This is a genomic window from Marinobacterium rhizophilum DSM 18822 (assembly GCF_000378045.1).
Classification (GTDB): Bacteria; Pseudomonadota; Gammaproteobacteria; order Pseudomonadales; family Balneatricaceae; genus Marinobacterium_A; species Marinobacterium_A rhizophilum.
On record NZ_KB899089.1, the window covers coordinates 250,047 to 274,360 of the forward strand.

Here is a 24,314-nt window from a genome sequence, read left to right on the forward strand (position 1 = left end):
AGAGCCGCGAGGCGCATCTTACAGGGACAGTGCCCTGGCCTCTTCGCGGCACGCGGCGTGGCAGGGGCAGTCAACGAGATGATCGTTTACCATGCCCACCGCCTGCATGTAGGCATAGCAGATGGTGGGGCCGACAAAGCGCATGCCCAGGCGTTTCAGCTCCTTGGACATACGCTGGGATTCCGGCGTCTGAGCCGGAATCTGCCCCATGTTTTCACGCTGGCCCTGCAACGGTTTGCCATCGGTAAACTGCCAAATGAAACGGGCGAAGCTGCCATGCCTGGCCTGCAGTTCCAGCAAGATGCGCGCATTGCCAACAGCGCTTTCGAGCTTGCCACGATGCCGGATCACCCCGGGATCCGCCAGCATGGCCTCGATGTCACCCGGTTCCAGTGCCGCCACCCGGGCCGGGTCGAAATTCAGGAAGTGGCGGCGGTAACCGTCGCGCTTTTCCAGCACCGTACGCCAGCTCAGCCCCGCCTGGGCGCCTTCCAGCAGCAGAAACTCGAACAGTACCCGGTCATCCGTCTGCGGCCGGCCCCATTCAGTATCGTGGTAGTCGATTTCAAGCGCGCTGTTAAGTGCCCAGGCACAGGTCGCTGTGGCCGCTGGCGTGGTCACTTGTCGTTGCTCTTGACCGGGTTGGGCACAAAACGAATCGGTCGCTCTCCGGCGTCAAGCACCGGCTTGGCCTGATTGACGCGGGTTTCGAGTTCCTTTGGCTCTGGCGTGCCGTCCAGCCGCTGGGTGTCCTCAAAATCACACCGCACGCATTCGCGATATTCACGGGTGTCGTCCCGATACATCCGCAGGCAGTCCATCTGGCCGCAGCGCGGACAGACCGCGCCGGCGATAAAGCGTTTGATCACAGTCATAGTTTCCTGCCTGGTTGGTCGCGCATTGATTAGACGATGCCGGCATGGCGCAGCAGCGCATCGACACTGGGCTCGCGTCCGCGGAAGGCGACAAACAGCTCCATCGGCTCACGCGAGCCGCCCATTTCCAGTATATTGCTGCAGAAATCGGCACCGGCCCGGGCGCTGAAAATACCTTCTTCCTCGAAGCGGGAAAAGGCATCCGCCGACAACACTTCGGCCCACTTGTAGCTATAGTAACCAGCCGCATAACCGCCGGCAAAGATATGGCTGAAACTGTGCTGGAAGCGGTTGAATTCGGCCACCGGTACAACGGATACCTGCGCGCGCACCTCATCCAGCAGCTGCTGCACGCTGGTGACGCCGGGCTCGAAGTCACGATGCAACAGGAAATCAAACAGTGAAAACTCCAGCTGGCGCACCATGAACAGGGCCGACTGGAAATTTTTCGCCGCCAGCATCTTGTCGAGCAGGGCCTTGGGCAGCACCTCGCCGGTCTGGTAATGACCCGAGATCAGGGCCAGCGCTTCAGGCTCCCAGCACCAGTTTTCCATGAACTGACTCGGCAGCTCCACCGCATCCCAGGCCACCCCGTTGATACCGCTGACGTCAGCATACTCAATCTGGGTCAGCATGTGATGCAGGCCATGGCCAAACTCATGGAACAGGGTGGTCACTTCATTATGCGTCAGCAGTGCAGGATCCTTGCCCACCGCCGGCGTGAAGTTGCACACCAGGTAGGCAATCGGCAGCTGCAGCGTACCGTCGGGCAGGCGGCGGCGAATCCGGCAGGTATCCATCCAGGCACCGCCGCGCTTGTTGTCACGGGCATAGGGATCCAGGTAGAAGCTCGCCAGGCGCTCACCGTTGCGCATGACGTTGAACAGGCGCGCATCCGCGTGCCAGCGGTCAAATTCCTCAACCTCTTCAATCTGAATGTCGAACAGCCGGCCCGCCACCTGGAACAGTCCATTCAGCACCCGGGGCATGGGGAAGTAGGGCCGCAGCGCCTCCTGGGAAACGTCGTAACGGGCCTGCTTGAGCTTTTCGCTGTAATAGGCGACATCCCAGGCTTCAAGCTTCTCCAGGCCATGCTGTTCGCGGGCGAAATCACACAGTTCACGGTAATCCTGCTGCGCCGCCGGGCGGGCACGGATGGCCAGATCCTGCAGGAAGCCGACCACCTGGTCGGTCGATTCCGCCATCTTGGTCGCCAGCGAATATTCGGCATAGTTGGCAAAGCCCAGCAGCTGGGCAAGTTCATGGCGCAACGCCAGAATATCGTTGATCAGCTGGGTATTGTCCCACTTCGCATCAGCGCCGAGCTCCGAGGCCCGGGTCACGTAGGCATGGTAAAGCTGCCGGCGCAGGTTGCGGTCATCGGCGTAGGTCACCACGGCGAAATAGGACGGGAAATCCAGCGTCAGCAGCCAGCCCCGCTGCTCGCGGGCCTCGGCGGCCTGCCTGGCACCGGCCAGCGCCATCTCGGGCAACCCGGCCAGCTGCGCCTCATCGGTAATGAGCAGGCTCCAGGCATTGGTCGCATCGAGTACATTCTCGGAGAAACGGGTCGTCAGCAAGGACAGCTTTTGCTGCAGCTCGGCGTAACGCTGCTGGCCTTCGGGCGGCAAGGCGATACCGGAGAGACGGAAATCCCGCAGGGTATTGGATACCACTTTGCGCTGCGGGCCATCCAGCGTCTGGTCATGCTCGGACAGGTGGCTGAAAGCTTCAAACAGTTGCTGGTTCTGTCCCAGCTCGGTCCAGTACTGGGACAGCTTGGGCAGGCAGGCATTGTAGGCCTGGCGCAGGGCATCGCCATTCACCACGGAGTTCATGTGCGACACCGGCGACCAGGCCCGGGAGAGATCATCGTTAAGCTGTTCCAGTGGCGCGACCAGGTCTTTCCAGTCTGGCGCCGCCGCGTTCTCGCACAGTGCGTTGATGCCGGCACGGTTGCGACTGAGCAACTCGTCGATCGCCGGCTCCACGTTTTCGGGCTTGATGGCACTGAAAGTCGGCAGTTCGGGTTGCTGCAGCAGCGGGTTGCTCATTCGATCGAATCTCCAGGGCGTGACGGGGGCCAAAACATGGCTGTCATTATACAATGGGGGGCGCGTAGAGGATTTCAACAGGCTTTCGACAGGTAGGCAGCATGAAGATTCGCAGTTATCAGGGAACGACACCATTGCTCGGCGAACGTGTCTTCGTCGACCCCAGCGCCGTGGTACTTGGCGACGTGGAGATCGGTGACGATGCCTCCATCTGGCCCCTCGTGGTCGTACGCGCCGACATGCACCGTATCCGCATCGGCGCGCGCACCAGTATTCAGGATGGTTCGGTACTGCACATAACCCATGCCGGCCCCTTCAACCCCGACGGCTTCCCGCTGCTGATCGGCGACGATGTGACCGTAGGCCACCAGGCGATGCTGCACGGCTGTACCATCGGTAACCGCATACTGATTGGCATGGGCTCCATGGTGATGGACGGTGCCGTCATTGAAGATGAGGTCGTCCTGGGCGCCGGCAGCCTGGTGCCGCCGGGCAAGACACTGCAAAGTGGCTTCCTGTATGTCGGCCGGCCCGCCAGGCAGGTGCGCCCGCTGAACGAGAAGGAAATGGCCTTCTTCACTTACTCGGCCGGCAACTATGTGCGCCTCAAGGATCAGCACCTGCAGGAGCCCTACAGCCAGGCTCCCTGACAAAGGCTCAGCGCGGCTGGCGCTCCAACGCGGGCCGATCGAGCGGGCTCTGCGCATCTTGTGACGGGCCAGGGCCGTCTTCCTTGCGCTTTGATTCACAGCTGCGGTAATCAACCACCCGGTTCCGTCCACCCTCCTTGGCGGCATAGAGGGCGAAATCCGCGGCCACGAACAGGTCCAGCGGGTTGCCGAAATTCGAGTCGTCCAGGGTCGCATGGCCGACGCTGACGGTCAGCTTGAAGCTTGCCGCCGTCGACTGCTCGATTTCACGGCGAATGCGCTCGGCCAGCACCGCCACCTGGGCTTCGGTGGTGTTCGGCAGGATCACCACGAACTCCTCACCACCGTAACGGCAGGGGCAATTGGGTTTGCGCAGGCTGGTCGCCAGGGTCCGTGCCACGGCCTTCAGCGCCAGGTCACCCTGGGCATGACCGTAGCGGTCGTTGAACGTCTTGAAATTGTCTATATCGAGCACCACCAGCGACAGCGGCAGCTTGCGCCGGCGCGCACGGTAGAACTCCGATGCGACCTGGTCATTGAAGTAGCGCCGGTTATGCAGCTGCGTGAGGGCATCGATGTAGCCGCGCTGACGCAGTTCATTGATGCGGCTTCCCACCGCCAGGCTCAGCAGCACCATCTCCAGCAGTGAGCCAATCTGGAACGCATTCTGGGTAATATCGTTGTGCGGCAGCAGTCCGAACGTCTTGAGCATGTACGCCAGCACGCCGCCCAGCAGGGCAGTGAACGCCACCATGTAATAGCGCGCCGGTCGTGATCCCCGCCACAGCGTGATACTGCCCATCAGCAGCATATGCAGGCAGATCACTGCCGTCGCCACGGACATCGGCACGATCAGGGAGCGATAGCTCAGGAAGGGCGTCACCAGGAAGGCAGCCACCATGCAGAGTTCCATCAGCGCAGCGATCCGGTCCGAGGTCGGCGCCAGCGAAGCGGATGACAGAATGGTCCGGGTAAAACGGATGCACCCCAGCAACGACAGCGCCAGCAACAGCAGCAGGCTCTGGTTTGCCAGCCAGGTGTTGCCGGGCCAGAGATACTGGAAGCTCAGGCCGTTGTGTACCGACATGTACAGCCCATAGCTGAGCACGTACAGCAGGTAGTGGGCAAAAGCGCGCTCACGGACCGTCACGAACATGATCAGGTTGTATATCAGCAGCACGATAAAGCCGCCGTAATAGACCCCCAACGCCAGGTATTCGGTGGATATCAGATCGACCAGATCATTGGAACCGTGGGCAAAGAGCCCGATGTTCATCGCCCCCTGTGTTTCAAAGCGCAGGTAATAGGTGCTTTCACCAAGCGGTGGCACTTCGACGGGGAACAGAAAGGCACGATTGTTAATGGGCCGAGTGTCGAACGGCAAGCGGTCACCGGTGGCCACCTGCTGCCAGCGGCCCTCGGCATCGGTCGACCAGAAGTCGAGCCGGTCGATCAGCGGATAGTCCTGCCGAATGATGGTCGAAACCGCCTTGTCGCCAGGATTATCCAGGCGCAAGCGGACCCACCAGGCAGAATCGGTGAAGCCGAAATTGGGCGACTGCTGCCCAAGGCTCTCGAACCGTTGCGCATTATCCGGGCCTCGAATGTCCTCGAAGCTCAGGGTGCCGCCGGGATCCTCGAGCAATTCCAGATAGGGCGTGAGCTTGACCCGCGTGAGATCCTGCACGAGCAGGGCCGGCGCCGCTGCGCCGGTCTCTGCATGGACAAGCCCCGGCATCAGGCCGGTGGCGAATGCGCACAGCAGTAACAGCACACGGCACAGCTGCGCCGGTATCAGCGTTCTGGATATCTGAGCGAATTTCATCAGGCCTGAGTACGCAGCCGTAGCGACAGCGCTCCTTGCCGAGGCGTGGCGGCAACTCCCGCCCTGCGCAGCAAATGATCGAAACGTACGGTCCGCTCCCTGGGCCGAAAGCAATAGAATTGCACTCTAATCTAGCCGCTTGATGGCACCGATGCTACCGATTTATCAACAATATCAGCAGCCTGCAGACGGGAGAAAAGCGCTTCAACGGTCTCGATGCCATCGTCAAGCAAACCGGCCATCACCTCAAGTCCGAGCTGGCGGTAACTGTCGAATTGCATTTCGTCAAAAAACTGGTCGGTCGTGGTCTGATTCGGGAAGCTCGGATTGGCCCGCCAGTAGGCATAGATATCGGCGCTGAGATTCGCGCGCAACGAGGTCTTGATATACAGGATCTCTCCGTTCGAGCCATCGGCGTAGCGTATGCGGCCATGCAGATAAGCCCGCCGTGCCGGCGGCTCAGCCGAGTCCAGCGGCTCTGTTCCCAGCAGGATCTCGGCGCCGAAATCCGCCCGCACCCGCTGGATCGCACGCCCCAGATCGAACAGGGTACCGTCCGGGTCCGCGCCGGCGTCACTGACGATAATATAGCGACAGCGGCGGCGCACCAGCTCGTAAAGCCCCAGGTTATCGAAATGCCCGCCATCGGACAGGTGGATATCGGGTTCGGTTTCCGCCAGCCCCCGGCCTGTCAATTCCCTGAACATGTAGCGGTACCAGCCGGGCAGCCAGCCACGTGCACTGTCGGCGCAGGGGTTGCGGGTCCAGTAACCCAGGCGCAGATTCAGCAGTGTCATCAGGAAGCTAAGCGCACGGGAGCTGGTGGCATAGGTGTTGGGATCCACCGCCGCGCCGGATACCGCAAAGGCCGTCGAAAGGCTCAGGCTGCCGCCGAGATAGTCGCGACTGAGGCGGAAACCCGTGACGCTCGAGCCGCAGTACAGCGGACTCAGCACCAGCGACTCGCCGCGCCGGCTACGCAGTTTTTCCTGGCTGGAACTGCTGGTATTCAGCGTGCAGTTGATCAGGTGCAGCGGCGTGCCGCTGTCGGGCCGGATATCGGCGAGCCGAAAGTGCAGCGGGTCGGCGCTGGGCGCATCCCCGCCGGCGACAGCCGGCAGGTAGGCATGCGCGAGCCGGCCACGGTAGTAACTGTGCAGCGACAACGAATTGATATTGCAGATCAGCGCCAGCATCAGCGACATTGGCAGCCAGGCGTGGAACAGGGGCGAGGCGAGCAGTGCGGTGTGGGCTGTCAGGTGATACAGCAGCGTCAGCAGGCCGTAGAAGAGCAGCGACAGTCCCAAGACCGCAAAGCGGCCGGTGCGGACACGGCTATCGCGGGCGGCCCGGATCGACAGCACGCCCGTCAGAATCGGCACCAGGTACGTCAGGTGACGGCTCAGGTCGGCCGCGCCCTGGTGATTGAAATAGTGCAGCACCATCTCTTCCAGCCCGGTGAATACCGGCAACAGTCCGATACCGGTCGTGATGACCGACGCGGCGAGCAGGGAACCCATCGCGGTACGCAGCCTGTCCAGCGGCAGGCGCCGTTCCAGCACCGGTGAGGAGCAGAGGGCAAACAGCAGCATCACGGCCAGGTAGAGTCCCAGGCAAAGCGGTCCTGCCCAGAGCAGCAGCATGAAACCGTCGTGTCCGGCAATCACCCCGGCACCCGGCAGGTGTAACCAGGCCGGCCAGTCCCGGTCGATCCAGCTGGCACTGGCCAGCGCCACCAGCCCGATCATCAACGGCAGCAACACGATCAGGTTCAGCAGGGTGCCGGCCAGGATTGCGCCCCCCAGGGTCCAGCCGGAAAAGCCCTGACCGTTGATCAGGTAGTTGCCGTGGGCCCGCAGCCAATCCAGCACGGTGCCGCCGCCATCGGCCAGCGGCATGGAACCGAGTACCCGGTGCTGGCGCTGCGGAAAATGGCTGCGCAGCCAGCTCAGACAGGAGGCGATATAGCCGCCGCCGGAAACCGATGACAGGTAGTCGACCTGCGGCAGCAGCCCGCGCCGCGACAGTGCCTGCAGGATACCGAGGTTGAAGGTCGCCGAGCGGATGCCACCACCGGACAGTGCCAGCCCGACCACCGGCGCATCGTCCGCCACGGTGCCGGTGGCCCGGCGCCGCTGCGTGATCCATTGCCGCTCTTCTTGCTGTACCGTCTCGAAGTCGCGGGTGTAACTCGAAGCCTGCGGTGCGGGCGGGCGCACACTGTCGTTCATCGCGCCACTTCCGCCAGGCCACAGTCACTCGCTCGAAAGTCTGCCGGCGTTGCCGGGCTGTCGCGGTGGATCTTCAAGTACTCCAGCAGCGCCATTTTCTGGTGCTGACTCAGCAGGGGCCCGATGACGCCGGACGGCAGCGGGTTGGCGTCAGGCGCCGCCTGGTGACGGGACCAGAGCTCAGCATCGGCGACAAAGGCATGACCACCGTTGCCGTTGCCCTCGAGCGAGGTGTCGAACCAGAAGCCATGCTCCTCGCCGGTGGCCGCGGCGTCATTGATCACCAGGTAACCGAGATGCTCAGGATCGTACTCGCGAGGCCCCAGCAGGAAGCGTGCGTCGCGGGATTCTGGCGGCGACAGCAGCTGATCGATCGTCGGCACCGATCCGTTGTGCAGGAACGGCGGAGTGGCCCATACGCCGGCCAGCGGGCGGGGTTTGTAGCCGGCGATCTGCTGCGGCAAGTCAAGGGTGCCGAAGCCTTCCAGGCATTGCTGCTGTTCAAAGCCGATAGCGTAATCCTGGTAGTAACGGTCCTTGATCAGGATACCGGTGACGCCCAGCGCCTCGCCTTCGGTCAGGCGGCGAACGTCGAGCGCATCAAGGGCGGCGTCGGCCTTGCTGCGGCCGTGGGCCAGGTTCCACAGCAGCGCCACTGTCTGACAGTCGAGATCACACTCGAGGGGGTCCACCACGCCGGTTGCGGCATCGGGGACCTTGGGCAGCGCGCCCGGCAGTGCCGCCAGTGCACGGCCGATGGCATTAAAGGTCGGCTGTGGAATCTGTACCTCGGCGGAGTCCGACGGATACGCGGCGAGCAGCAGTGGCAGCTCGCCCAGCGGCAGTGCCTGCTGCTCACGCAGCCGGATCACTTCGTGCAGGCGGTAGCGCACCTCACGGATCAGCTGCCGGTACAGTAACGGCTGCATTGCGCTTTCCAGGTCTGCGTCGGTGAGCCCCGTGGGGCTGAGGTCGTAGTGTCGCTCAAGGAAGCCGCGGGCGGCGGCGGGGTCGGTACCAATGTGCTCGAGCGGCAGCACCTCAATACGCCATTCCAGCGACGGCGACGGCTTGAGCGGCGCCGATGCCTGCTGGCGGGCGGGCGTCACGCTGTGGGGGCCATGGCAGCTCTGGCAGTGCTCGACAAAGAGAGTGCGGCCGGTAAGCGCCAGCCCTCGATCGACTGGCCCGAAAACCGCCTCCGGCCAGACCGGCGGTTCCAGCGCCTGCAGGCGGCCCTCGATTCGTACCAGGTCCGGCACCCGCACGGAGCTGCGAAACCGTTCGCTGGCGGGCAGCGGCGCCCCGGTATCGCTCAGCAGCGGCACGCGTGCACCGACGCCCAGCGCTTCGCCGATATTGCGCGCCAGCGGTTGTGCCACTGAACCATTGTATTGTACCCAGTCGAACTTCCAGATATTCCACAGGTAGGGATAACTGACCGGTGCCGCACCGACCTGCAGGTTTGCAGGAATCAGGTGATCGCCGAACACCGTGTTGCCAATACGCCCCAGGGCATCGGTCCGGCCGTAACCCTCTTCAACCGGATAGAGGTGCTTGACCGGGTTGTTCTGCGGGTCGCTGAGAAAATGCTGCAACGAGGTCCAGAGGTTGCTGCGCAGCTGCGCCTTGCCGGCGGGATAGCGACTGCCCAGCACGTCGCGGGCGAACTGGTCGAACTTGAACGGATTGACCGCGGTATAGGCGAGCGAGGCCAGCAGCATTGGCGCAAACTGCCCGCGGGCACTGTCGGTGAGGGCATGCATTGCCTGGCCGCCGTCGATACGCAGGGCATAGTTTTTGCCGCCCTGGGTGTAGTGCAGCTGGCCGCTGTGACAGGCTGCGCAGGTGATATCGAGCACCTCATCACCGATCAGCGTGTCGAAGTGCCGCGTGAAGCCAACCGGCAGCAAATCGGGGTTTTGCGGTGTTGGCGCAGGATCCACCAGGAAGCGATAACGGCGCAGGTGCTCGGGATCGGCAAAACGCTGCTCGGAGAAGGGCAGGCGCAGATGCACGAACCAGTCGTAGCGTACCGCACCGCGGCTTGCGCCCTGGGGCATGGACGTCCCCTGGGGCGTGTAATAGTAGGTCTGGCGGTCGTCGCTGCTCCAGCCCTGGTCGAGGTAAACCAGCTCGTCGGTGGGCTCCAGCGGCGCAATCGACTGCGTCGGCCAGAGCACATACCAGGCAAAGGCGCCCACCGCCACCAGCACCAGTACCAGCGACAGCAACAGCAGCCGTTTCAGAATCCAGCCGGTCAGCAGCCAGAGGCGGGCCGTGATACTCAGAGACCCCGGGGTATTTCTTCTTTTCATATTATTACCAGCCAAGTCAGTTGCTTCAGGGGGCGTGATCAGAGTCCTTTCAAGTACTCGATCAGGGCCATGCGCTCGTCTTCGCTCAGGCGGGTGCCGTACAGGTGACCGCCATTGCCGTTCGCCGCAAGAGCGGTGTCGAAACGGTCGCCACCGGCATCATCCACGTAACCCACCTTTACCGGGTCGAACACCCGGCTGCCCAGCCCGAAGCTCGCCGGGCGTTGCTCGGCCGGCAGCAGCAGAGCGTGCAGGTTCGGTACGGAACCGTTGTGCAGGTAGGGCGCCGTCGCCCAGACCCCGCTCAGCGGGCGGGCCTTGTAAAATTCGGGATTGCTGCTGACCTGCGCGCTATAGACCTTGTGATAGCTCTCGATGGACGCGCGAACGGCGTCCAGCGGATGGCGTAGCGTCGCGCCAATCGCGGCGTGGACAACCAGGTCTACGGTGCTGGCCCTGGCGCCAAACGACGTACCGGCCAGTACCATCTGGTGACGTCCTTCGAGCACCCCGGTGGCGGCGGTGGCGTCGATGAAATTGCGCGCCATGGTGGCATCAGTGCCGATATCGGCCAGCGGCACCAGGGTCGCGCGCAGCTCGCGATCTGCCTGCGTACGATCACTAAAGGCATGACATTGCAGGCAATTGTCGCGGTACAGCGTCTCACCGCTCAGGCGCAGCGTCTCATCCAGCGGCCCGAACACCGCGTCCGGCCAGCGGGGCGATTGCAGATGGTAGAAGTGGTCCTGCAGGGTTCCAAGGTTGAGGAGCTCGACCGAGCTGGAATAGCCCGCGGTCCCCGAATGGTCCTTCAGGTTTGCGGTGCCATACACAGCCAGTGCGGTGGTAACGTTCTGAACCAGCGGCCCCGGCGCCTGGTTTGGCGCCGAACCGTTCCACTGCACCAGGTCCAGGTGCGGGGCCCCCCACAGGAAGGGGAAGCTGACCGGGGCATTCGCCGGTCTTGCATTGTCTGGAACACCGAGCAACTCCACGGCGACCGTATTGAAGATCTGTCCGAAGGCATCGAGGCGGCCGTGGCCATAAGGTGTTGCGGACGAATTCATACGCTGGCGCTCTTGCAGGTAGGCAAGGCGCTGCTCCAGCTGTGCTCGAAGAGCAGCTTCATCAGACGGCTGTACACGGGCGGCGAAGCTGGAAAACTTCTGGGCATCCCCAAGGGTCGCCGTAATGGCATCGGTCAGTGCCAGCTCCATGGCACTGAAGTCGATCAGTGCCGCACCGCCCTCGATTAATACCTCCTGACCCTGGTGGCTCAGTGCACCGGTGTGACAGGCGGCGCAGGTGAGGCCCGCCCAGGGCTCGCCGTCACTGTCTGTGGTTCGGCTGAAGCCGATCGGCAACGCATCGGGGTTTGCAGCGCTGGCGCCGGTTGGAATAAAGCCCAGGCCGCCCAGGTTGGCATCGCTGCGCAGCAGCTCGGTGCTGTCGCTGCGCTCGAGGTGCAGCAGCCAGGCGTATGGGACGATGCGTGAGCCAAAGCTCAGGTGGTGCACCTCCTCCCGCGCCGCCGCATCCCACCCCTGGTCCAGCAAGACTGGCGACGGGGCGGTACCCGCCATGACAACGGCCGGCACCAGGGAGAGGCTGCACACAACACTCAGGATCGCTTTTCTTGTTTTGCTCATCGTCCGTCCCTGGTGGTTTGGAAATCTGTGAAGTGAATCCCAATAAGTCTTCGGCTTCCTGCAGGCACCCTTTAGGAACAGGGTTGCGCTAAGAACAGGGTTGCGCGCATGGATGCGGGGCATCGCCGTGCCGTACTGGCTGCCAGGCCTCAAAGTCTCGCAGAGCTGAAACAAGCGTTCAATCTTTTCGTGAATGCGTCGATCAGCTGGATTGCCATCATACGCAGGATATCGAACGTACAGCGGTGTGCCGCGCTTTGCATGCTCCACGCGAGCGCCCGCCAACACAGCAAAACGAGGCGCTGCAGAGCTTACTGATTGACCAATGAGGACAGAATTGACGCTATTGTGCCTCGATATCAACACTTCAGGCCGCTTTCGCGCACCCTGACCATGAGTCCTCAAGTAAAAAACATAGTTGATAACAGTTCTTATTACGTTTAGCATTTGCCTCAATATTCGCTGAGCCGGGAACAAGCACCATGTCTTTCAAACGCACCCTGATGTCCCTTTCGCTGGCCTGCATGCTGGGCGCAACGCCGGTACTGGCTGCCCAGAGCACCGCCCCGGTGGAATCGCAGGCCGTCGTAAGCCACTATGCAGACCTTGCCCTGGCAACCTACAGCGATGCCCTGACCCGCGCCCGCGAACTGCACAGCGCCGTCGAAACGCTGATCAGCTCACCCAGTGAACAAACCCTGCAGGCGGCCCGCAGCGCCTGGATTGCCGCCCGCGTGCCCTACCAGCAGTCAGAAGCCTTTCGCTTTGGCAACGCCATCGTGGACGACTGGGAAGGCCGCGTTAATGCCTGGCCACTGGACGAAGGCCTGATCGATTATGTCGCCACGGACAGCTACGGCGAGGAATCGGACGAAAACCCCTTCTACGCCGCCAACATCATTGCCAACCCGAGCCTCGAGATCGGCGGTCGCACGCTGGATGCAAGCCAGATTACACCCGAACTGCTGTCTACTTCACTGCATGAAATCGACGGCGTTGAGTCCAACGTTGCCACGGGTTACCACGCCATTGAGTTTCTGCTGTGGGGCCAGGACCTGAACGGTATGGCTCCGGGGGCCGGTGAAAGACCCGCCACGGATTACGACACCGACAACTGCACGGGCGGCCATTGCGACCGTCGAGGCAACTATCTTAGCGCTGCCAGTGCATTGCTGGTTCAGGATCTCGAAGAAATGGTGGCCAACTGGAAGGCCGGCGGCGCCGCGCGCACCGAGCTCACCAGCAAACCGACCACTGAAGGCCTGGCCACCATCACCACGGGCATGGGCAGCCTGGCCTACGGCGAGTTGGCCGGCGAGCGCACCAAGCTTGGCCTGATGCTGCACGACCCCGAAGAAGAACACGATTGCTTTTCGGACAACACCCACTGGTCACACTACTACGACGCCAAAGGCATCCAGAACGTTTACCTTGGCACATACAGCCGCATCGACGGCACCCTGATGCAGGGGCCTTCGCTGTCGGCCTTGGTGGCCAGCGTTGAACCCGAACTGGACCAGAACCTGCGTCAGCACCTGGAACAGACGCAACAGGCCGCCCAGGCCATGGTTGACTCCGCAGCGGCGGGCGAGCCCTACGATGTCATGATCGCACCGGGCAATACGGCCGGCGGTGCGCGCATCCAGGCCTTTGTCGACGCCCTGGTGGCACAGACACGCGTCACCGAGGAAGTGATAGCGCGCCTTGAGCTGGGTCAGGTCAATGTCGAGGGCTCCGACAGCCTTGATAACCCTGCCGCCGTGCAGGCCCAGTAGTCACGCCGGCACAGCATAATGCGCCTCGGCGGCCACCGCCGGGGCGCACGGTAAATCCATGATACGTTGTCTTTTTACAGCTGTACTGCTGCTCGGCACACCCCTGCTGGCCACGGCAAGTGCCGACGGGCCTCAGCCTGGCGAGGCGTACCCCGGTGGTGCAACCACCCATACCCGGGTGGGGCCGGTATCAGCCGATGCGTTCTCGCACAGTGCGGCCAATATCGCGTTTGACGATAAAATGACCTTTGCCCTCGGGCGGGCTATTTTTCGCAAGCTGTGGGTATCGTCCCCCTCGTCCACGACCGCCAGTGATGGCCTGGGCCCGTTGTACAACGCGCGTTCCTGCGAACGCTGCCACCTGAAAAACGGCCGCGGGCGCCCGCCCGAAACCCCAAATGACAACAGCGTCTCACTGTTCCTGCGCCTTAGCATTGCGCCGCGCAGCACCGCCGACCTCTCGACCCAGCAACAGCGCGGCGTAGTGCCGGAGCCGGTGTACGGCACCCAGCTGCAGACCTTCGCAGTGCCTGGCATGGAGGCGGAAGGCCAGCTGCAGGTGAGTTATGAGGAACAGCGTGTCGCGCTGGCCGATGGCGGCGACGCCTGGCTGCGCAGCCCGCGTTATCAAATTCTGCAGCCCGCCTATGGCCCGTTGCACCCCGACCTGCAGGTCTCTGCGCGCATCGCGCCCCCCATGCCGGGCCTCGGTCTGCTGGAGCAGATCTCCGAAGCCGATATTCTCAGCCTGGCTGACCCAAAGGATCTCGACGGCGATGGCATCTCCGGGCGTCCTAACCGGGTGTGGGATCAGGCACGCCAGACAACCGCCCTGGGACGGTTTGGCTGGAAGGCCGGCAGCCCAAGCCTGGCGCAACAGAACAGCAGCGCGCTGCAGGGCGATATCGGCATTGGCAATGCCATGATTCCGGGCGCCAGTGGTGATTGCAGCCCACAACAGACGACCTGCCTGCAGGCGCCCAACGGCAACACCGAGGCTCAGGGCGGACTGGAAGCCTCACAGCAAATGCTCGACTGGCTGCTATTCTACAGCCGCCATATTGCCGTCACGCCACGCCCGAATGCCGCCGACCCGGAAATACTGGCTGGCAAGCGCCTGTTTAACGATAGCGGCTGCGCCCGTTGCCACAGGCCCCACTTCGTGACGGCTGACAACCCCGGCTTGCCGGCGCTGAGTCAGCAATCGATCTGGCCCTACAGTGACCTGCTGTTACACGACATGGGCGAAGGCCTGGCCGACCACCGGCCGGAATTCGCCGCCAATGGCCGCGAATGGCGCACCGCGCCGCTCTGGGGTATCGGACAAACCCGGGCGGTCAGCGGGCACAACTACTTTCTACACGACGGCCGCGCCCGCAACCTGCTCGAAGCGGTGCTCTGGCACGGCGGCGAAGCCAGCGCCGCGCGAGATCGGTTCATTGCCATGCCGACTGACCAGCGCACTCAACTGATACGCTTTCTGGAGTCACTCTAAATGCACAATCTCACACGGCTCGGCCAACTGCTGGCCAGCTCCGGTGTGCTCCTCGCAGGCATCACGCAGGCAGCGCCGGTCATCGACTGGGATGCCTTCAATGGCAGCGCCATCAGCCAGCACGTTCAACCCCGCTACCAGCAACTCGCGCAGCAAAGTCAGACGCTGGCCGAGACCACCGCGCACTGGTGCCAGGCTCGCAACAGCGACGATTTTGCCGATGTTCAGCACGCCTTTGAAAACAGCTTGCAGGCCTGGCAGGGCATTCAGCACGTGCAGTTTGGCCCCGTCCAGCTGCTGATGCGCAACTATGACATCCAGTTCTGGCCCGACCGCAAGGGCATCATCGGGCGCCAGCTCAACGATGCATTACAAGGCCCGACTGCCGGCACCTACGACGCCGAGTTCTTCCGCCATGCCAGCGTATCGATCAAGGGTTTCCCGGCACTGGAGCGCCTGTTCTACGATAAGGGCGCACTGCAAACACTGCAGCAGCAGCCCAACGCCTGTGCACTGGCCAGCGCCATCAGCGCGACGCTCGCAAAGACGGCGCAGGCGCTGTACAGCGAATGGCAGACTCAATCGATCAGCACCCAGGAGGGCACTGACGACGACGAAGCCGCACCCTCGGACCTGCCGGACCTCAGCCTGGATTTGTTGCGCTCGCTGGTACAGTCGATTGACGTTATCCGCGACGGCAAGCTGCTGAACGTCCTGGGTAAGGATCAGGCCAGCGCCCGCCTGAAACGCGCCGAAAACTGGCGCAGCGGCCAGTCCCTGCGCAGCATTGCCACCAACCTGGAAGCACTGCAGGAACTCTACTCAGGCGGTGGGGTAAACCTGGATCTTATCCTGCGCGAGCAGGGCGCCACTGCAGAGGCGGACGAGATCGGCGCGCTCTTCAGCCAGGCCCGCAGCCAGCTCGAGGGCATGCCCGACGACTTCGCCCCGGCATTGCAGAATGCCAGTACCTACGCCCAGCTGCGTGCGGTTTCAGTCACCCTGAAGGCGCTGGATGAAGCACTCTACAACGCCATGCCAAGCATTAACGCGCAACTGGGATTCAACAGCCGTGACGGCGACTGACCTGTGCCCGTTCAACCGGCTGCCGGGCCAAAGTTGCGCCGGCGTCGCCGCAGCTCTGCCAGTCTTCAAGGCATCACCAAGGTACTGCCGCCATGACGGGCATTGATCGACGCCAGTTCAGCCTGCTCCTGACCGGGCTGCTGGCCACTCCCAACCTGCTGGCGCAACCGGTGCTGCAGCGCGCGCCAGAAGCGCAGAGCTGGCTGCTGGCCAGCGCCGCCACCGATAGCCGGCAACAGCACTGGCTGGTGATCAGCGATACCGATGGGGCATTGCGCCTGCGTCACAGGCTGCCCGCCCGGGCACACCATGTGGCCGCCCATCCGCACCAGCCCTGGGTCGCTGTTGTCGCCAGGCGGCCCGGCGCCTATATCGATGTGGTGGATTATCACAGCCAGGCCCTGGTCAAGCGTATTGAACCTGCCGCCAACCGGGTTTTCTTCGGCCATGCGCTGTTCAGCCCCGACGGTCGCTGGCTGATCGCCACGGAAAACGCGCTGCCGCAGGGAGAAGGGCGCATTAGCATTCGCGACGCCCTGAATGGATTCAAGCTTGTGAACGAGTTCAGCAGCGGTGGTGTCGGCCCCCATGAGCTGCTGCTCAGCCACGCCGGCGACGAGGTCATCGTCGCCAACGGCGGCATTCGCACGGAAGGGCGCCAGAAGGTCAATCTCGATAGCATGCAGCCGTCGCTGGCCTACCTGAAACTGGACGGTGGCGAGATCAGTGAACAGTGGTTTTTGGCGCCGGAGCAGCACCAGCTGAGTATCCGTCACATGGATATCAGCCCCGACGGGACAGTGGCGATCGCCATGCAATATGAAGGCAACCCGGCGGACCGGCAGCCACTGGTCGCACTGCACCGGCGCGGCCAGGCGCTGCAGGCCCTGAGTGCCCCCGATGCCATAAACCGGCAGATGTCACAGTACTGCGGCAGCGCCCGGATCGACAGCAGCGGTAAGATTGCCGCGGTGAGCGCACCGCGCGGCAACCTGATCACGTTCTGGGACATAGAGCAAAACGCGTATCTGACCCGCCTGGAGGTGCGCGATGGCTGTGGCATCGCCGCCACCGCAACGCCCGGCGAGTTTATTGCCAGCAGCGGTACCGGCCAGGTCTACCTGCTGTATCCGCGCGACGGACTCCGCGAGCGCCTGATACAGGATATGCGACTGAGTCGCCTGTCGTGGGATAACCACCTCTGTGCCATTCAGGTGACCTGAACGGCACGAAAGCCAGAGGCGGACAGGGCCCGCTAGCTATCCTTGGACGCCTTGGCCGCGGCGATCTCACGCAGCCGCTTGGTCACCGCATGGTTGACACTGCGCTGCGTGAAGGTGCCGTCGGCCTTGGTCTTGCCGGCACTGCGCCCCATCAGCACTTCGAGACACTGGTCCACGGTATCGACGGCATAGATATGGAACTTGCCTTCGTGAACGGCATCGGTGACTTCCTTCTTCAGCATCAGGTTGCGCACGTTGGCCCGCGGAATCACGGCCCCCTGTTGCCCGTTCAGGCCCCGGGTCGCGCACAGCTTGAAGAAGCCCTCGATCTTCTCGTTCACGCCACCAATAGCCTGTACCTCGCCATACTGGTTGATGGAGCCGGTAATGGCGTACTGCTGCAGAATAGGAATATGGGTCAGCGCCGAAATCAGGGTGCAGATTTCCGCCAGGGATGCACTATCGCCATCGACATAACCGTAGGACTGCTCCAGCGCGATGCTGGCCGACAGGGTCAGCGGGAAGTCCTGGGCGTACTTGTGCCCCAGGTAACCCGACAGAATCAGTACCCCCTTGGAGTGAATCGGCTGCCCAAGCGCCACCTCACGCTCGATATCGATAATCCCCCGGTTGCCCGGATGGACCGTGGCCGTTATGCGTGCCGGCGTACCGAAGGACACGTCACCCACCTGCAGTACGGTAAGGCCATTGGACTTGCCCACCGCCTCGCCCTGAGTGTCGATCAGTACCGTCTGGTTCAGAATGCTTTCCAGGATTTTCTGTGACAGGCGACCGGTACGGTTTTCCTTCGCCACCAGCGCCGTTTCGACGTGCCGGTCGTTGATCAGTTCATCGCCGGCCTTCACGCGCTTGTAGTCCGCCTCGCACAGCAAGTCCACCAGCTCGCCGATATGGGCCGACAGCAGTTCCTGGTCCGCGGCCAGGCGCGAGCTGTGCTCCACCAGCCGCGCCACCGCGCGCCTCGTCAGGGGCGCCAGGCCCTCTTCATCGGCCAGGGTTTTCAGCAGGCGTGAATAGTTGCGAATGGTCGAAGGCTTGCGCTCCACATCCTCGTCGAAATCGACCACCACGCGGAACATCTTTTCAAAGTCCTGATCCATTTCCTGCAGCAGGTAATACATATCCCGACCACCAATCAGAACCACCTTTACCTTCAGCGGAATCGGCTGCGGGCTCAGCGTAATGGTGCTGATGCCGGTGTACTCGCTGACCGGATTCTCGATGCGAATCTCGTGGGCCTTGAGCGCACGCTTCAGTGCGCCGTACACATAGGGCTGCTCCAGCAGTTTTTCCGCTTCGAGCACCAGGTAGCCGCCATTGGCGCGGTGCAGGGCACCGGGGCGAATCAGGGTAAAGTTGGTGACCATGGCCCCCATGTCCGAGTTGTACTCGATGCGCCCGAACAGGTTCTCATAGTTGGGATGGCTTTCATGGATGACCGGTGCGCCCTTGGTCTTGCCGTTATCCACCAGCAGGTTCACACCGTAGATGTCCTCCATGTAGGACTTGCGCGTCGCCTCCGACGACTCGAGCGCCTTGTCGTCACCGGCAATTTCGCCACTGTTGCGCACCAGGCTGATTTCCATCCGGGTCAGATATTCAGGCACACCGGACACATTGGCGTATTTTTCCTTCAGTGGCTGAATCAGCGGCGCGACGGCGTGCAGGGCAGTTTCCCGGTCCAACCGGCGCATCAGCTCGGCGGCCTCGCGACGCCATTTCGGCAACTCCGTCAGGCTGTCGTTGAGGTAGTCTTCCAGCTGGGCGATGGCACGGGTGAAGGTGTCGCGCTCAGCTTCCGGCAACAGCGAAAAGGCGGCTTCATCCATGGCCTGGCCATCGGCCACGGGCATGAAACCAATGCTGCCGGATTCCCGAAACAGCGCAATGCTGTGGTCACGGGCCTGGCGCTCCACTTCCTCGATCGCCTGGTCGTAACGGCGATTGAAGTCACGCTCAATACGACTTTTCTGGCGCTGATAACCCGGATTTTCAAAGGCGGCCGGCAGCTCGGTCAGCGCAGCCTCGATCATGCGCCCGATATCCTTGCGGAATAGATTGGCCTTGCCGGCGGGAAATTCCATCACCTGGGGATAGCGTGAATCCGACAGGTTGTTCAGGTAGCACCAGTCCTTGAGCCGGTTACGCTCCTTTTTCGCCACGCTGCGCAGACTTTCCATGGCAAAGGAAAAACGACCGGTGTGGGGATTACCCATCACGAAAAGGTTGTAGCCTGGGCGGCGCATGCCGATGCCAAACTCCATCGCCTCAATGGCGCGTTCCTGACCGAAAAAGCCGCTAAAGGGCTCCAGCGTCTCGGTGGTACGAAAGGGCAGCAGGTCTGCTTCGCAGGTACGATAAAGAGCTTCTGGCGGTAACGGCTTCAGCTTTTCCATGCAACAACTCCACCGGGGCATTTCTAGTTGTTATACCTTCCGGCGGGGTCGGCTTGCAAGGTGACGGGCATGCATCCATGCCGCGCTTATCGTTTTTCAATCAATCAGTTAAGCTACCGCGTATGGCGTCGACCAGGCTCTGGGTAGCCGGCGCTACACCGCGCCAGATGCGAAATGACTCCGCGGCCTGCTCCACCAGCATGCCCAGTCCATCGAGTACCATGGCGGCGCCCTGCTGCTGGGCCCAGCGACCAAAGGCCGTAACCTCCGCGCTGTACATCATGTCATAACACCAGCCCTGCGGTGCCAACACCCCGGCGGGCAGCGGTGGCACTTCTCCCTGCAGGCTGGCGGCAGTGCCATTAATAATCAGATCAAAGGACTGGCCCTCAAGATCCGAATAGCCACACCCCCGCACGGGCCCAAGATCAGCAAATAATTCCGCCAGCTCAGCCGCCCTGGCCGGCGTGCGGTTGGCGATCACCAACTGCTGCGGCTGCTGCTCGAGCAACGGCTGTATAACGCCCCGGGCGGCCCCGCCCGCGCCGAGCAACAACACCCTTGCGCCGCGCACCGTGCCGCCATGATTTTTGACAATATCCCGCACCATGCCGATGCCGTCGGTATTGTCACCACACAGCCGCCCCTGGTCATCGCGATACAGCGTATTGACCGCGCCGGCCAGTTCCGCTGCCGGGCTGCGCCACTGCGCCAGCGCCCAGGCCTGCTGCTTGAACGGCACCGTTATATTGAGTCCCTTGCCGCCGCGGGCAAAAAAATCATTTACCGCCACGTCAAAGCCGTCTTCCGGTACCAGCACGGCATCATAGGTCAGCTCCTGCCCGCACTGGCTGGCGAAGCGACGGTGAATCTGGGGCGATTTGCTGTGGGAAATAGGATTGCCGAACACCGCGTACCGATCCATCACTCGACCTCCAGCCAATCGTGCGGCTTGAGGTAGCGCTCATACAGGCGCGCTTCTGCGCTGCCAGGCTCGGGCTTCCAGTCGTAACCCCACCGTACTTCAGGCGGCAGCGACATCAGGATCGACTCGGTACGCCCGCCCGACTGCAGGCCAAACAGGGTACCGCGGTCATACACCAGGTTGAACTCCACGTAACGGCCTCGGCGATGCAGCTGAAAGTCACGCTCCCGTTCGCCATATTCGATATCACGGCGTTTCTCGATGATCGGCACATACGCGGGCAGGAAGGCATCACCAATGGAACGCATGAGCGCAAAGCTTTGCTCAAAACCCAGCTCGTTCAGATCGTCAAAAAACAGGCCGCCTATACCCCGCGGTTCTTTGCGGTGCTTGATGTAGAAATAGTCGTCACACCAGGTCTTGAAACGGGGGTAAAACTCGGGTCCAAAGGGATCACAGGCTTTTTTTGCCACCTGGTGCCAGTGCTGGCAGTCCTCGTCATAACCGTAATAGGGTGTCAGATCGAAACCACCTCCAAACCACCACACCGGTTCTTCGCCTTCCTTCTCGGCCAGGAAGAAGCGCACATTGGCATGGGAGGTCGGTATATGGGGATTATGGGGATGCAGCACCAGCGAAACACCCAATGCCTGGAACGTGCGTCCCGCCAACTCCGGGCGGTGTGCGGTAGCGGAGGGGGGCAATTGGTCGCCGTGAACGTGGGAAAAGTTGACGCCGCCCTGTTCGAAAAGGGCACCGTTATTCAGTACCCGCGTACGGCCGCCGCCACCGGCTTCACGTACCCAGTTGTCGGTCTGAAAGCGTTGCTGACCGTCGGCGATTTCCAGCGAAGAGCAGATCAGATCCTGCAGTTCCAGCAAATAAGCCTTTACCGCCATAATATCGGGTTGGTTCATCCGGCCACCATGTAAGTAACTACTTACTTTCTAATTAATTGATTGCTGCCAAGATCACAAATCTGCGTTGGCCGCCCTAGATTTCCCAGCGAGCCCGGCACCACATAATCGAGGCTCGAGCCGAAGTAGGTATTCACTTTCAGTTTTGAGCGTGCCGGTGCTGAGGTACTGCGATTTGCCGAGGTAGACACAATGGGCCCACCGAAGGATGCACAAAGAGCTTGAACAACAGGATGGGCACTGACCCGTACCGCAACACTGGCGTGCCGGCCGCGAACCCCTTCAGGCGCCCAGCCTTTTGGATCTGGAATTAACCAGGTCACAGGCCCCGGCCAGCTCGCTTCAAGCCGCGCCAGCTGCTCACTTGACAGCCCCTGCAACAACGGCCTGATCTGGCCCATGTCAGCGGCCACCAGGATCAGTCCTTTGTGCATCGGACGCCGCTTAAGTTCAAGCAGTCGTTCAATCGCTGCGGCATTGAACGGATCACACCCCAGTCCCCAGACCGCTTCGGTCGGGTAAGCGATAACACCACCACCATGCAGTGCACGCAGCGCCTGATTCAGGTGCCAGTTGTTCATGAGTCCTACCTGAGCGATTTACGTATCAGACGAGCAGCGGAGGTAGCCCCCCGGTACGGGCTCGATGACACCTTTCAATTCCAGAGAAACCAGTAGCGGCATTAACTGCGGCGTTAGCAGGCCGGTCAGAGCCACGAGCTGGTCAATGTCGGCGATATCATACCCCATTTTTTCCAGCAATTGCGCTTCCGCCTCGGGCAGCGCCGGGGCGGGAACCCGCTCAGGCGCACTGCTCTGGGCGGCGTAAAATCCAAGCAGCGCCCCCAGGGGTTCCAGTACATGCGTGACGGTCTCAACCAGCACCGCACCTTCACGGATCAACTGATGACAGCCGTGGGCGGCGGGATTCTGAATACTGCCGGGAAGCGCAAAAACCTCGCGTCCCTGCTCAAGCGCCATGCGGGCGGTGATGAGGGAGCCGCTGCGAGGGGCCGCCTCAATCACCAGCACGCCGGCACTGAGACCACTGATAATACGGTTACGCTTGGGAAAATTGGCCGGCAGGGGCGGACTGCCGGGCAGGAATTCAGACACCCAGGCACCGCCGGTCTCAAGGAGACGCTGCGCCAGGGCGGCGTGGCGCCTGGGATACACCTCATCCAGCCCGGTACCGAACACGGCGATGCTGGCGCCCTCGCGATCGACCGCCCCCTGGTGCGCGGCGCCATCGATGCCCAGCGCCAGGCCGCTGGTAACCACCATGCCGGCTTCGCTTAACGCGGCACTGAACCTGTAGGCATTGGCCACACCGGAACGGCTGGCATGGCGGCTGCCGACCAGAGCCATTTGCGGCAGGGACAGGCAATCGGCATTGCCGCGCACGAACAATAACGCCGGTGGGTCCGGGATTTCGAGCAGCAGGGCGGGGTATTGGTCAAGGTCGGGCGTAAGGCAGCAGACGTCACTGGCGTCAAGCCATGCCAGACAACGTTGCAGACGCTCAAACTCAGCACCACGGCCGTGCTCAATGGATTCAATGGTCCTGAGCGTGGTCGTGCGCGCACTGACAAGGCGCAACGCAGCAGGATCGTGCAGGAAGAGTCTGGAAGGGGAAACGCCGGCTACCGCAAGCCTTTTGAGTCCGACCGCGCCCACTCCGGGCAGGAGGCTTGCAGCAATCCAGTCCCTTGGATTGCTGCCCATTGGGTTATTCCTAAATCAGGGTTCAAACACCTTGTCGCCCACCGACATGACGTTGGACGCGTTCAGTACCAGGCCGTAGCTGACCTTTTCGAAAACCTTGAACAGCATCAGCAGGCCGGCACGCTCATCCGGCAGCGCAATACGCTCGCCGGTAACCGGATCCCTGACGTTCTCGCCGGTGCGGTAGATAGACATGACGTTGCCGGGCTCCACCGAGTCCCTTGCACCGACATTGACGGCAACGGCATTGTACTGGCCAATCTTGGCAACACCACCCAGCACCGACAGGATCAGGCCTTCAGTGCCCTCAGGCACGGCCGAGGGCTGAAACAGCGACTGAATGGGGGTTTCCTCAATCGGCAGAACCCGATCCAGCAGCCGCACCTCTTCGCGCGTTTTGCTCAGGTCCAGCGTAATGACGTCTTTATCCTTGGCGGGGATAGAGGTGTCGGCGATCTTGAGCATTTCATAGCCCAGGAACTCACCGGTCACAGGGTCAAGGTACTGGGTCGCCGGGCGGTACACCGCCTGCAGCCGCTCATCGGATTTCAGCTCGCCGCGGGCATAAACGCGATCACCCGCGCCAGCGATAATCCGGTTGTTGCGACCACCCACCACGTAGGGGGCATTGTTCAGCAGATCCTCATCGGCCACCAGGTGGTCCGACAGGAAGGCAATAATGTCTTTCAGCGGAATCGCGGGTATCGCATCATCCAGCGGCGAAACCCGTGCCTTGGGGCTCAGTCTGGCAACACCCGGTCGCATCGACAGGCGCGGCTGGCCGTTCACCCAGCTCAGATAGATGATGTCGCCGGGATAAATAAGGTGGGGGTTGTAGATCTGCGGATTTACTTCCCATACATCCGGCCATTGCCATGGATGTTGCAGAAAGCGACCGGAGATATCCCACAGCGTGTCGCCTTTGACAACGACGTACTCGGTCGGATGATCCTCTCGCAGCTGGATTCTGTCTTTTCGCACTTCGGCATTGGCAACCGATACGGTGAGCAGCAGCAGACAGGTGAGTAGCCCGCAGAACAGTTTCTTCATACCCAAATCCCTTGTTAGAACTACCTCAGAACCGTCGCTTTGCCGGTATGGCCGATGACGTCAGGCGCAATGCAATAAGCAGCGATATCAGTATAATAGG

Annotated in this window: 18 protein-coding genes; 5 read left to right on the top strand and 13 right to left on the bottom strand. The window is 62.0% G+C overall.

Translation table 11 applies throughout. The annotated features are described in order from the left end of the window. Positions 1–18 precede the first annotated feature (18 nt). The 3 genes from F451_RS0101185 to prlC are packed head-to-tail and all read right to left on the bottom strand — an operon-like array spanning position 19 to position 2,929. On the bottom strand, positions 19–621 hold the full coding sequence (locus F451_RS0101185) for a DNA-3-methyladenine glycosylase I (protein WP_020679515.1): 603 nt from the start codon (positions 619–621) through the stop codon (positions 19–21). Next, positions 618–875 carry a YheV family putative zinc ribbon protein gene (locus F451_RS0101190; protein WP_020679516.1) on the bottom strand — a complete coding sequence of 86 codons (258 nt, stop codon included), beginning with the start codon at positions 873–875 and terminating at the stop codon, positions 618–620. Before F451_RS0101190 ends, F451_RS0101185 begins: the two co-directional genes overlap by 4 nt. A 29-nt stretch (positions 876–904) precedes the next feature. Then, entirely contained in the window at positions 905–2,929 is a 2,025-nt protein-coding gene (gene prlC, locus F451_RS0101195) for an oligopeptidase A (RefSeq protein WP_020679517.1), read from the bottom strand. Positions 2,930–3,030: 101 nt separating this feature from the next. On the opposite strand from prlC, the gene F451_RS0101200 reads away from it, so the two are divergent. Then, positions 3,031–3,579: a gamma carbonic anhydrase family protein gene (locus F451_RS0101200; RefSeq protein WP_020679518.1), complete on the top strand. Its 549-nt coding sequence runs from the start codon at positions 3,031–3,033 to the stop codon at positions 3,577–3,579. A gap of 7 nt (positions 3,580–3,586) precedes the next feature. Here the strand turns inward: F451_RS0101200 and F451_RS0101205 are convergent, their stop codons facing one another. From F451_RS0101205 to F451_RS0101220, 4 genes are all read right to left on the bottom strand, one after another. Continuing rightward, the gene (locus tag F451_RS0101205; protein WP_020679519.1) at positions 3,587–5,404 is read right to left on the bottom strand and encodes a diguanylate cyclase; all 1,818 of its coding nucleotides are present in this window, start codon (positions 5,402–5,404) and stop codon (positions 3,587–3,589) included. 131 nt (positions 5,405–5,535) lie between these two features. Then, the gene (locus tag F451_RS0101210) at positions 5,536–7,635 is read right to left on the bottom strand and encodes a patatin-like phospholipase family protein (RefSeq protein ID WP_020679520.1); all 2,100 of its coding nucleotides are present in this window, start codon (positions 7,633–7,635) and stop codon (positions 5,536–5,538) included. Next, positions 7,632–9,953, bottom strand: a complete 2,322-nt coding sequence (locus F451_RS0101215) for a di-heme-cytochrome C peroxidase (RefSeq protein ID WP_020679521.1) — start codon at positions 9,951–9,953, stop codon at positions 7,632–7,634. The genes F451_RS0101210 and F451_RS0101215 overlap by 4 nt, the downstream gene beginning before the upstream one ends. Positions 9,954–9,991: 38 nt before the next feature. Continuing rightward, a complete protein-coding gene (locus F451_RS0101220; protein WP_020679522.1) occupies positions 9,992–11,602 on the bottom strand; it encodes a di-heme-cytochrome C peroxidase in 1,611 nt (536 codons plus the stop codon). 482 nt (positions 11,603–12,084) lie between these two features. Between F451_RS0101220 and F451_RS0101225 the strand changes: the two genes are divergently transcribed. The 4 genes from F451_RS0101225 (at position 12,085) to F451_RS0101240 (ending at position 17,181) form a co-directional block, all read left to right on the top strand. Further along, positions 12,085–13,377, top strand: a complete 1,293-nt coding sequence (locus F451_RS0101225) for an imelysin family protein (protein ID WP_020679523.1) — start codon at positions 12,085–12,087, stop codon at positions 13,375–13,377. 58 nt (positions 13,378–13,435) lie between these two features. After that, positions 13,436–14,872: a di-heme oxidoreductase family protein gene (locus F451_RS0101230; protein WP_020679524.1), complete on the top strand. Its 1,437-nt coding sequence runs from the start codon at positions 13,436–13,438 to the stop codon at positions 14,870–14,872. Continuing rightward, a complete protein-coding gene (locus F451_RS0101235; RefSeq protein ID WP_020679525.1) occupies positions 14,873–15,958 on the top strand; it encodes an imelysin family protein in 1,086 nt (361 codons plus the stop codon). 92 nt (positions 15,959–16,050) lie between these two features. Continuing rightward, entirely contained in the window at positions 16,051–17,181 is a 1,131-nt protein-coding gene (locus F451_RS0101240) for a DUF1513 domain-containing protein (protein ID WP_020679526.1), read from the top strand. A gap of 32 nt (positions 17,182–17,213) precedes the next feature. On the opposite strand, the gene F451_RS0101245 is transcribed toward F451_RS0101240, so the two are convergent. From F451_RS0101245 to F451_RS0101270, 6 genes are all read right to left on the bottom strand, one after another. Next, positions 17,214–19,598: a Lon protease family protein gene (locus F451_RS0101245; protein ID WP_020679527.1), complete on the bottom strand. Its 2,385-nt coding sequence runs from the start codon at positions 19,596–19,598 to the stop codon at positions 17,214–17,216. Between the two features lie 100 nt (positions 19,599–19,698). Further along, positions 19,699–20,523 carry a shikimate dehydrogenase gene (aroE, locus tag F451_RS0101250; RefSeq protein ID WP_020679528.1) on the bottom strand — a complete coding sequence of 275 codons (825 nt, stop codon included), beginning with the start codon at positions 20,521–20,523 and terminating at the stop codon, positions 19,699–19,701. Further along, positions 20,523–21,440, bottom strand: a complete 918-nt coding sequence (hemF, locus tag F451_RS0101255) for an oxygen-dependent coproporphyrinogen oxidase (protein ID WP_020679529.1) — start codon at positions 21,438–21,440, stop codon at positions 20,523–20,525. Before hemF ends, aroE begins: the two co-directional genes overlap by 1 nt. A 23-nt stretch (positions 21,441–21,463) precedes the next feature. Then, positions 21,464–22,021 (bottom strand): L-threonylcarbamoyladenylate synthase type 1 TsaC, encoded by a 558-nt coding sequence (tsaC, locus tag F451_RS0101260; RefSeq protein WP_020679530.1) that lies wholly within the window; start codon positions 22,019–22,021, stop codon positions 21,464–21,466. Between the two features lie 18 nt (positions 22,022–22,039). Further along, positions 22,040–23,164, bottom strand: coding sequence for a DNA-processing protein DprA (gene dprA / locus F451_RS0101265; protein WP_020679531.1), 1,125 nt, complete (start codon positions 23,162–23,164; stop codon positions 22,040–22,042). Between the two features lie 15 nt (positions 23,165–23,179). Further along, on the bottom strand, positions 23,180–24,214 hold the full coding sequence (locus F451_RS0101270) for a LysM peptidoglycan-binding domain-containing protein (protein WP_020679532.1): 1,035 nt from the start codon (positions 24,212–24,214) through the stop codon (positions 23,180–23,182). Positions 24,215–24,314 lie beyond the last annotated feature (100 nt).